General features: G+C 68.9%; 7 protein-coding genes and 1 pseudogene. 6 read left to right on the top strand and 2 right to left on the bottom strand.

Annotated features, from left to right (window positions below; translation table 11 throughout):
• Window positions 1-126 precede the first annotated feature (126 nt).
• Window positions 127-354 (top strand): annotated as a pseudogene (locus ABZ910_RS35910) (transposase); the annotation flags it as partial.
• An 81-nt stretch (window positions 355-435) separates the two neighbouring features.
• Here ABZ910_RS35910 and ABZ910_RS35905 read toward each other — a convergent pair.
• Window positions 436-1,080 carry a hypothetical protein gene (locus ABZ910_RS35905; protein WP_361373574.1) on the bottom strand — a complete coding sequence of 215 codons (645 nt, stop codon included), beginning with the start codon at window positions 1,078-1,080 and terminating at the stop codon, window positions 436-438.
• A gap of 962 nt (window positions 1,081-2,042) precedes the next feature.
• Between ABZ910_RS35905 and ABZ910_RS35900 the strand changes: the two genes are divergently transcribed.
• Together ABZ910_RS35900 and ABZ910_RS35895 are read left to right on the top strand one after the other, a co-directional pair.
• Complete coding sequence (locus ABZ910_RS35900; protein WP_361373572.1) at window positions 2,043-4,571, top strand: type II toxin-antitoxin system prevent-host-death family antitoxin; 2,529 nt, start codon at window positions 2,043-2,045, stop codon at window positions 4,569-4,571.
• On the top strand, window positions 4,571-5,143 hold the full coding sequence (locus tag ABZ910_RS35895; protein ID WP_361373570.1) for a hypothetical protein: 573 nt from the start codon (window positions 4,571-4,573) through the stop codon (window positions 5,141-5,143). The genes ABZ910_RS35900 and ABZ910_RS35895 overlap by 1 nt, the downstream gene beginning before the upstream one ends.
• A 309-nt stretch (window positions 5,144-5,452) precedes the next feature.
• Here ABZ910_RS35895 and ABZ910_RS35890 read toward each other — a convergent pair whose 3' ends face one another.
• Window positions 5,453-6,313 carry an IclR family transcriptional regulator gene (locus ABZ910_RS35890; RefSeq protein WP_361373568.1) on the bottom strand — a complete coding sequence of 287 codons (861 nt, stop codon included), beginning with the start codon at window positions 6,311-6,313 and terminating at the stop codon, window positions 5,453-5,455.
• Between ABZ910_RS35890 and ABZ910_RS35885 the strand changes: the two genes are divergently transcribed.
• Genes ABZ910_RS35885 through ABZ910_RS35875 form a run of 3 tightly spaced genes read left to right on the top strand, consistent with a single transcriptional unit; the run spans window position 6,307 to window position 8,953 of the window.
• Entirely contained in the window at window positions 6,307-7,422 is a 1,116-nt protein-coding gene (locus tag ABZ910_RS35885; protein WP_361373566.1) for a cupin domain-containing protein, read from the top strand. The genes ABZ910_RS35890 and ABZ910_RS35885 overlap by 7 nt on opposite strands.
• Window positions 7,419-8,246 (top strand): fumarylacetoacetate hydrolase family protein, encoded by an 828-nt coding sequence (locus tag ABZ910_RS35880; RefSeq protein ID WP_361373564.1) that lies wholly within the window; start codon window positions 7,419-7,421, stop codon window positions 8,244-8,246. Before ABZ910_RS35885 ends, ABZ910_RS35880 begins: the two co-directional genes overlap by 4 nt.
• Window positions 8,247-8,278: 32 nt before the next feature.
• Window positions 8,279-8,953 carry a maleylpyruvate isomerase family mycothiol-dependent enzyme gene (locus tag ABZ910_RS35875; protein ID WP_361373562.1) on the top strand — a complete coding sequence of 225 codons (675 nt, stop codon included), beginning with the start codon at window positions 8,279-8,281 and terminating at the stop codon, window positions 8,951-8,953.
• The last annotated feature ends 129 nt before the right edge of the window (window positions 8,954-9,082 follow it).

The raw sequence follows: 9,082 nt of genomic DNA, 5'->3' as shown, positions 1-9,082 counted from the left end.
AGGCCCGATAACTCAGACACGCGCGCAGACACCGAACCACCCCCTGGGACCACTACCCAGGAACCTACGCCCGAGGCCTAAAACAACGGCATTGCTATTAGGCCGTGTCTGATATTTGATCTTGTGGTGGGTCGGGGTGAGTTGACGGATGCAGCCTGGGAGCGGATAGCCCCGCTGTTGCCTGGGGTTGACGGTCGTGGGCGGCCGTGGCGGGATCACCGGCAGGTGATGAACGGTGTGTTGTGGCGGTTGCGGACCGGGGCGCCCTGGCGCGACCTGCTCGAGCGTTATGGCCCGTGGCAGACCGTCTACGAGCGGTTCGCCCGCTGGGAGACCGACGGAACCTGGGCTCGCCCCAGCGTCACGGGCCCGTGTGCTTGCTCCTGCAGGAGTTGCTGAATCTCGCGAGTGAATGCATCCGGCGCGGCTGGCCTGTTACTCGGCTTGGGAGGGCTGCTGCTCGTCCTGGACGCTCTGCCCTGGTGTGTCGGGGGAGGTGTAGAAGACGGAGCCGCCCTGCTTGGAGCGCTGGGCCAGGTTCTTGGCGACGAGTCCTTCGAGCGTGGTGCGTACGACGGTGGCCTTGATGCCGCGTTCGGGATGAGTCTGGCTGAGCGCGGTGGTGATTTCTGCGGCCGATCGGGGCTCGTTCTGTGCGACGAGGTGCCTGCGGACGAGTTCGACCAGGGTGGGCCGGGCCGCCTTGGTGGCTGCGTCCTTGGTGTTGGGCTGCTTGGCTGCCGCCTTCCTGGCTGTGCTGCTGCTGGGGCCGGCGGTGGACTTCTGCGTCCGCTGCTGCTGGCCCGACGCGGATGTGGCCGCGGTCTTCGTGCGGGGAGAGGGCACTGCGGCAGTGTCGGGCGTGGCCGTGGAGGCGACGGGCGCTGCCGGGACACCGAGCGCCTGCTGCATGTTCACCAGCACGGTGTGGTCATGCTTCAAGGTAGCCAACTGTGCTTCGAGCGAGCTGATTTCCTCGCTGATGCGGTCCTGTTCCTTGACGTTGCGTTCGAGGTCGCCGGTCACTTGGGCGACGTACTGCGACGTCAGCTCGGTAGCGGAGGTCGTGCTTTCGGACATGGTGTTCACTCTTCCTCGGTCTGCGGCTGAGCATGAAGGCACTGCCTGGGATGGCGTGGTGCGTAGCCGGTTGCATGTGCTGCCACGTGCTTGGGAGTAGAGATAGTACGGAGAACAAGGCAGGTTGTTCCTCCTACGACTCTTTCCGATTCCATCCGGGCAGGCGGTGTGTGATGCTGCCGCGTGTGGTGTCCTCGTGGTCGGACCGGAGAACGGGCCTGTGCGGGACGGTGCCACAGGCACCTCGTCGGTGTCCCGGTCATGGGTCCACGCCGTCAGCGTGCGGAGGGCCACCAGGCAGTCCCAAAGCTCTGCGGTCTGGGCGGGGGAGTGCCTGCACAGGCGGGCGAGGACGTCCATGTCGGCGCCGTGGCGGGTGGGGTTGGAGAGGTGCACGGCCAGGACCAGGGCGGTGAGCCGCAGGGCAGGCGGTGCGGCGGTCGGCAACAGCAACGGTGCGGGACGCAGTGCCCAGTGGGCGGCCCGGCGGCGCGCGCTGCGTCCGGGTGCCTGGTCCAGGACTGTCACTCGAGGGTTTCACCGAGTCGTACGGCAGGGAGCGGGACCTTGCGGGCGATGTGCATGGCAGCGTGAGGAAGGCCCCCGCAGTGGTGGGGCGTCTCACGTACGGCGATGCAGCAGAGGTGCGGGACCAGGAGGTGATGGCGGGGAGTTGAGGCTGCGCCGGGCAGCATGTGTTCGTCTGCGGGGGGAAAGTGAGGGGGAGGCCGGGGACCGTTGTGGAGGGTCTCGGTTTTCGGTCTGTGTCCGACCGCTCGCCAGTACCCCTGGGGGTAACGTCGTGGTCAGGGAGTCAACTCGCATCGAAGGCTCTTACTAGTGAGTGAGGGGTGCTGGGAATTGTGTGACTCGTGATCTGTCGTTGTGTGGAAGCGGTTATCGTGGTGGTGGGTTGATGGGTGGGGGAGGGTGTGGGTCAGTCGGTACACGAAGGGGCCGCGGTGAATGCGACCGAGGCGCGCAACGCCCTCTACGCTCTGGTGAAGCGTGCTGAGGACGGGCGTACGACGCTGATTCACAAGCGGCAGGACCGCGTCGTGCTGGCGCCGCTCGATCGTCTTCCGGCGGCGCGGAGGAGCGAAGTGCTGCCGACGCATGTGCTGAGTGCGGCGCAGAGGGATTTCGGTGACCTCATCACGCGGGCGGCTCGGGGCGAGCCGCAGGTGCTCCTGCGGAACGCCACACCGGTCGCGGTACTGCTGTCCGCCGACCCCGTCCCAGGTGGCCTCTCTTCCGACACGGCCGCGCATGCCGGCGCGGCGCCCGCAGGAGGTGCGGTGAACAGTTCACGCGATCCGGACCGCGCCCGTGTGCCGCGCAGGCTCGCCACGCTGGGTGACGCCATCGGCGCTGTGCTGACTTCCGACTCGGCCGCGGGTCTGCTGTTTGGGCTGTTGGGGCTGGACGCGGCGATGGGTGGTGTGCCGTCCGGTCGGTTGACGTTGGTGGCGGCTGCCCCGAATGTCGGTGGAAGCCTGCTGGGGTTGGCCGTCGCACGGCGGACCGCGCTCGTCGACGGCCGCAAGGTGCTGTACGCGGCGTCGGGTCCGAACCGGGCGGACATCATGCGCCGGATTCTCGCGGCGGAGACCGGCGGCGACTACCCGCGCCTGAAGCAGGGCCGGCTCACCGCGCACGAGCAGCAGGTCGCCCAGCAGCTCGTGCAGGCGCCGTTGCTGATCGATGACGGCAGTGACTTGACTGCTGAGGCCGTCGCGGAGACCGCCCCGCACGTCGAGGACCTGGCCCTCGTGGTCGTGGACCGGTTCCAGGCGGTCCCCAGCGCCCGTCTGCCGCTGTCCGGTGACCGTCTGCCGGACGCCTCCCAGGTGCTGGCCTTGCTCGCCCGGACGCTGCAGGTTCCGGTCCTGGCCATCGTCGACAGCGACGACCCCGCGCTCCTCGGTCTTCTCGACGCCGACGTCCTGGTCACGCTCGCATCCACTGAGGACCCCTCCAAGGTTCAGGTGACGGTCGCGGAGCGCGACTTCGGAGTGATCGGCTCGGCGTACCTGCGGCCCGACCTGCTGCACGCCCGTTTCCTCGACGCCGGAGTTGCCTCCCTCGATCGCGTCCCCAGCCCGGAGGGGGCAGCGTCTTCGCCGGTTATCAGTGCAGGGGCGGCGCTGGAGTTGGCCGAGGCGGCCCTTCCCTACACGTCCGGCGTGCACCAGGGGCTGCCTGCCGCTCTCACCCACGAGTTGGCGGCATGGCGTACTGCCGTGGCAGGCGGCGACCGGGAAGCCTGGGAGGGGATCCTGCCGTCGCTGCTCCAGGCCGCCTCGGTGGTAGCGCGGATGCCGGACACTGCCGAGGGGCACCGCCTGGCTGCCGCGCTGCAGGCTTACCGCACACCGGTTTCCGCCGGCGCCTTTGGACGTACCGGGCAGGCCGCTGTTGCCGGCGCGGCAGTCCATGCTTTGGCGGGCAGCGGGCAGGCCCTGGACGATGCGGCGCAGGATGAGGAGGACGGTCAGGACGGCGGTCTGGCGCCGGGGGATGAGCAGGACGAGCCCCAGGGTGCGGTCTTCCCCGCTCTGAGGATCCTCAAGGACGCGGTCAACCGCTCGAAGATGCACCCGATCCCGGTCATCCGCACCGAGGACCGCGACAGCGGTCCGTGGCCCCTGATCAGCGAGGACATGGACGGCGAGCCCCGCTGGGTGCACCCCGACGTCACCCTCACCCGCGTTGCCCACATCAAGGCGAACGGCAAGCGCGTACGGCGCGACCAGCTCGACGTGCCCGGCTCCTTCGGCGAGGGCGTTATGTGCCTGATCGACCGCAACGGCAGCTACCCCTCCGCCTGCTCCGCCGTCCCCCTCGCCCCGAACAAGCTCCTGCACACCGGCCCCCTCGACGCGTTCGACAAGACCCAGGCCGGCATCTACCTCATCGACATCCCCGCGTGGAACCGCACCGACATCCCGCACCCCCTGGGGCGGATCATCGAGCGGCCCGACGACCAGGGCCGCATCTGGGTCACCACCCCCCACATCAAGCAGCTCGAGAGACTCGCCCGCGACGGCCACCTCGACACAGCCCCGGCCATCCATGACTCCTGGACGGGCAAGGCCAACGAGTCCCTCTTCAAACCCTTCTACACCGCAGCCCGCCAGACACGCGCCGACCTCGTCCAGGCCGGCGGCACCCCCTACAAGACCTACAAGACGCGGCTGTCCATCGCGTTGCGTCTGCTGTGGCCCAAACGCCAAGAACAGAAATCCCCGTTCTGGCGGCCGGACTGGCGCATGAGCATGGTGGCCGAGGCGTCCGTCCGTCACTGGACGGTGGCCTTCAAGGCCGTCCAGGAAGGCCACACGCTCCTCGCGCTGCGCAACGTCGACGCGGCCGTCTTCTGGACGCCTCCCGGCACCCCGCCCGCCACCTACCGGATCGGCACCGCCTTCGGCGAAGTGAAAGCCAAGTTCATCCAGCGCGGCGACATCATCCCCGAAGGCGACGACTGATGGCCGGCCCCACCGGCCACGGAACCACCCTCGGCACGGCCCTGGGCGACCTCCTGCGCTCCCAGGTCACCCCCCGCCACCGGCTGTCCTCCTACACCGCCCAGCACTGGCACGCCCAGCTCAGCCAGCTCACCGCAACCCACCGCGGCTACCAGGCCCTGGAGGACGCCGGCCTCCACGTGACCACCAAGACCCTGATCAACTGGCTGTCCGACCCCGAATACCACATCCGCCGCAGCTACCGCGACCTCATCCACACCGCCTACGAGAACACCGCGATCGTCCCCGCCGAACCGATCCCCGACCACGTCAAGGACGGCCAGTTCGAGATCAGCGGCATCGTCAGGACCGGCAACGACGAACGCGAGCGCGGCACACGACGGGCCGCACCGCTGCGGATCGACGGCAGCAGGGGCAACTGGGACGAGATCGAGGAACTCTGGCGGGCCGGCACGCTCACCGACGAAGAGTTCGAGGACCACTTCATCGACGACATCATCGTGGCGGACATCGGCGAAGGCACCGACGGCTGGGAATTCCCCGGCGCCGCGTACTCCGTCGAACTCAGATAACAGCCCGCACCCGGCAGCCCAACCCCCACCCCCCCACCAACCGGATACCCCCCACAGCCCCGCCGGACCCCCACATCACCACTGATCAGGGGGAGATTGCCCCGCCCTTGAACAGGCCTCCGCCGACCCCCGAGTGGTGGCCCGACTCGCGCTACGACTGGCCTCGGTGCCTTGCGTTTGCCCCGGCGGTGTGCCGACTTCACAAACGCCTGGGGGTCGGGAATCCCTCATCCCGGAGGCGTCCGCCGACGAGCTGAACCCCCGTGGGTAGGCCGTCGCGTCGCCGGCCCCTGACCCGGAAGACGCTCCTCAGGCGAGCGCCCGCGTGATCGCGTTCGCCGTGGCGGACAAGGCGTTCACCCACTCCGGGACCTGATCGCGGCGGAACCGTGCGCTGGGCATCGCGAGTGCGACGGAGGCGACTGGGATGTCCTGCAGGTCGCGAACAGGGACTGCGAGTGCGCTGAGCCCGGTTTCGGTGCGCTGGTCGTTGATCGCGAAGCCGCGCTTGCGTACGAGCGCAAGTTCTCGGCGTAGTCGTGGGAGGTCGACGTCGTGTCCTTCGTAGAGCGCTGTGACCTCGTGTGGGGGCAGGGCCGCCAGGAGGGCCTTGCCGCCCGAGGTGAGGTGGGCGGGCAGCGTGCGGCCCGCCCTGCTGCCCACACGCAGCACCTGCGCGCATTCGGCGGTGGCGATGAACCGGGTTTCGGTGCCCGTCAGGACCATGAGGTTGACCGACTCGTGGACCCGTTCGACGAGCTCCTGCATGTGGGGCAGGGCCGTCTGCCGCAGCAGTGTCACTGGCGCTTGGGTGGTGGCTGTCGGACGCAACACGTCGCCGGCCTCGTAACGCCGGTCCGGTCGCTGCTCGGCGAACCCGCGGTACACGAGCATCGCGAGCAGCCGATGTGCCGTCGACGGCGAGACGCCGAGCCGTTCCGCGGCATCACTGACCCGCAGGGGGCCCTCCTGCTGGAGGACGATCGCCAGGTGGAGCGCGTGATCCACCGATGCGATCGGATAGGGCGGTTCATTCTTCACAGCAGAAAAACTTATCCCGGAGAGAAGAATCCCGCCAGGCTGGGAGTCGCCCGGTCGGCACTCGCACTCGACGGCGAGGCCGCGATCAGGAATTCGCGCGAGCAGGTTTCGGGAGAACACGTATGACACAGGTCACCTCACCGGTGCGCGTCCAAGCCGCCGATGCCGCCGACCAGCCCGAGCGCACCCCGGAGCTGGAGGCCCTCTACCGCAGCTTCGAGAAGCAACGGCTGATCCCCCTCTGGACAGAGATCGGTTCACTCATGCCGCCCCAGCCGTCGTCCAGCGCGCTGCCGTACCTGTGGCGCTGGAAGGAACTGCTGCCAGCCGCGGAACAGGCGGGGGAACTGGTACCGGTGGGCCGCGGCGGCGAGCGTCGGGCGATCGCCCTCGCCAACCCCGGACTGGGCGGTCGGCCCTTCGCGACGCCGACGCTCTGGGCGGCGATCCAGTACCTCAATCCCAACGAGGACGCCCCGGTCCATCGGCACACCCAGAACGCGTTCCGATTCGTGGTCGAGGGCGAGGGCGTGTGGACGGTCGTGGGCGGTGATCCGGTGGCCATGCGGCGCGGTGACTTCCTGCCGCAGGCCGGCTGGAACTGGCACGGTCACCACAACCGCAGCGACCGTGCGATGGCGTGGATCGACGGACTCGACATCCCCTTCCAGCACTACACCGACGCGACCTTCTTCGAGTTCGGGCCGGATGAGGTGGAAACCCGTGAGGCGCCGGAACGCTCCCGCTCGGAGCGGTTGTGGGCGCATCCGGGCCTGCGCCCACTGACCCACTTGCAGCCGACCCCGGCAACTCCGCTGCTGGCCTACCGCTGGGAATACACCGACCACGCGCTGTCCGAGCAACTGGCGCTCGAAGCCGACGGTCACGCCGTGACGGTCGAGCCGGGCCACGCCGCCGTCCGCTACACCAACCCGACCACCGGCGGCGACGTCATGCCGACGCTCCGTACCGAGTTCCACCGGCTCGTCCCGTACACCGAGACGGCCGCCTGCAAGGAGGTCGGATCCTCGGTCTTCCAGGTGTTCGACGGCTCCGGCCAGGTCACCGTCGGGTCGTCGAGTTGGACCGTCGAACGAGGAGACCTCTTCGTCGTTCCCTCCTGGCAGCCGCTGTCCGTCCAGACCGAGGCCGGCATCGACCTCTTCCGATTCACCGACGCACCGATCTTCGAGCGTCTCGGACTCCACCGCTCCCACCAGGAAGGCATCCAGTCATGAAGCTTGCGACCGTACGCACCGAGGATGGACTCCGCGCGGTCCGCGTCGAGGACGGCGGGTACGTCGACATCGGCCCCGGGGACGTCGGCGAACTGCTCCGCCGGGAGGACTGGCAGGCCGTGGCCGCGGCGGCCGACGGCCCCGTCTTCCAGGTCGAACCCTCCCGGCTCGCCCCCGTCGTGCCGCACCCCGGAAAGATCATCTGCGTCGGGCTGAACTACCGCACCCACATCACTGAGATGAGCCGCGACCTGCCGGAGTTCCCCACCCTGTTCGCCAAGTACCCCGAGGCGCTCATCGGTCCGAACGACACGCTGACTCTGCCGCCCGAGTCCGACGCCGTGGACTGGGAGGCCGAACTCGTCGTGGTCGTCGGCCGCAGCGTCCGGCGCGCCGACCGGGCCACCGCCGAGGCGGCGATCGCCGGGTACACCGTTCTCAACGACGTAACGGCCCGCGACTGGCAGTTCCGCACCCGGGAGTGGCTCCAGGGCAAGACCTGGGAGGCCACGACTCCACTCGGCCCGTGCCTGGTGACGCCGGACGAGCTGCCGGCCGATGCCGAGATCAGCTGCGCCATCGACGACGAGGTCGTACAGAAGTCCACCATCGGTGACCTGCTGTTCGACGCTGCCGACCTGGTCAGCTACGTGTCGACCATGATCACCCTCAACCCCGGTGACCTGATTGCCACCGGCACCACCGGGGGAGTGGGTCACGCGCGCAAGCCCCCGCGCTACCTGAAGGACGGCCAGACCGTCGTGACGCGTGTCGAAGGCATCGGCGAGCTGGTCACCCCCGTGAGGCGGGAGACAGCGTCGTGACGGATGGCACGACCTCGGAGTATCTCCGGTGGATGACCGAGGGGCACGAGTACTTCCTGTCCCGCCTGAAGGCGGTCGGCGACACGGAACTCGAAGGGCCCAGTCGGCTGCCGGACTGGACCGGACGGCATCTGCTGTCCCACGTGGGCCACAATGCCCGCGCGCTGGCGCGCCTGGCGCACTGGGCGGCGACGGGGGAGCCGACCCCCATGTACCCCAGTCCCTCCACCCGGGCGGAGGAGATCGAGATCGGTGCCGCCTGGCCCACGGATCGGCTGCGTGGCTTCGTCGTGGAGGAGCAGGACCGGCTGACCGACGCGCTCGGCAGGATCGCCGATGACCGATGGCAGGCGCCGGTCGTCACCGCGCAGGGCCGTACGGTACCGGCTAGCACGATCCCTTGGCTGCGCAGCCGCGAAGTGTGGATCCACGCCTGCGACCTCCCGTCGGGCGGTGACTTCGCGGACTTCCCGGACGCCTTCACCGACGCGCTGATCGGGGACGCGGTGGAGCGCCGCCGCACCGTGCAGTCGATCGACCTCGACGTCCTGGCCACCGATCGGCCGACCCGTATCGTCGAGAGCGATGGCGAGCGAGTGGAGGGCCCCGCTGCGGACCTCGCCCGCTGGCTCACCCGGAGAGAGGCGTCGCCGAGTCTCCGAGCGTTCAGGGCGGAGCCTTTGCCGGAGCTGCCTCGCTGGCTGTAGGTCGCCTCGCGACTCAAGGACCAACCGGGAGCGCCTAAGTGAGCGTTTGATTCACTTATCGGTCACTCCATGACGATTCTGAGCAGCCGAACTCGGGTGCCAGCCTTGCAGTTCGCCAGGAATGCTACT

Origin of the sequence: Streptomyces sp. NPDC046805, from assembly GCF_040645355.1 — a bacterium.
Taxonomy (GTDB): domain Bacteria; phylum Actinomycetota; class Actinomycetes; order Streptomycetales; family Streptomycetaceae; genus Streptomyces.
This window is presented reverse-complemented; position numbering and strand designations above follow the sequence as displayed.

What these genes read in the sequence shown, in the direction of transcription:
- ABZ910_RS35880 (WP_361373564.1), top strand. Translation starts at nt 7,419, where the DNA reads ATGAAGCTTGCGACCGTACGCACCGAGGATGGACTCCGCGCGGTCCGC.
- ABZ910_RS35875 (WP_361373562.1), top strand. Translation starts at nt 8,279, where the DNA reads ATGACCGAGGGGCACGAGTACTTCCTGTCCCGCCTGAAGGCGGTCGGC.
- ABZ910_RS35895 (WP_361373570.1), top strand. Translation starts at nt 4,571, where the DNA reads ATGGCCGGCCCCACCGGCCACGGAACCACCCTCGGCACGGCCCTGGGC.
- ABZ910_RS35885 (WP_361373566.1), top strand. Translation starts at nt 6,307, where the DNA reads ATGACACAGGTCACCTCACCGGTGCGCGTCCAAGCCGCCGATGCCGCC.
- ABZ910_RS35905 (WP_361373574.1), bottom strand. Translation starts at nt 1,080, where the DNA reads ATGTCCGAAAGCACGACCTCCGCTACCGAGCTGACGTCGCAGTACGTC.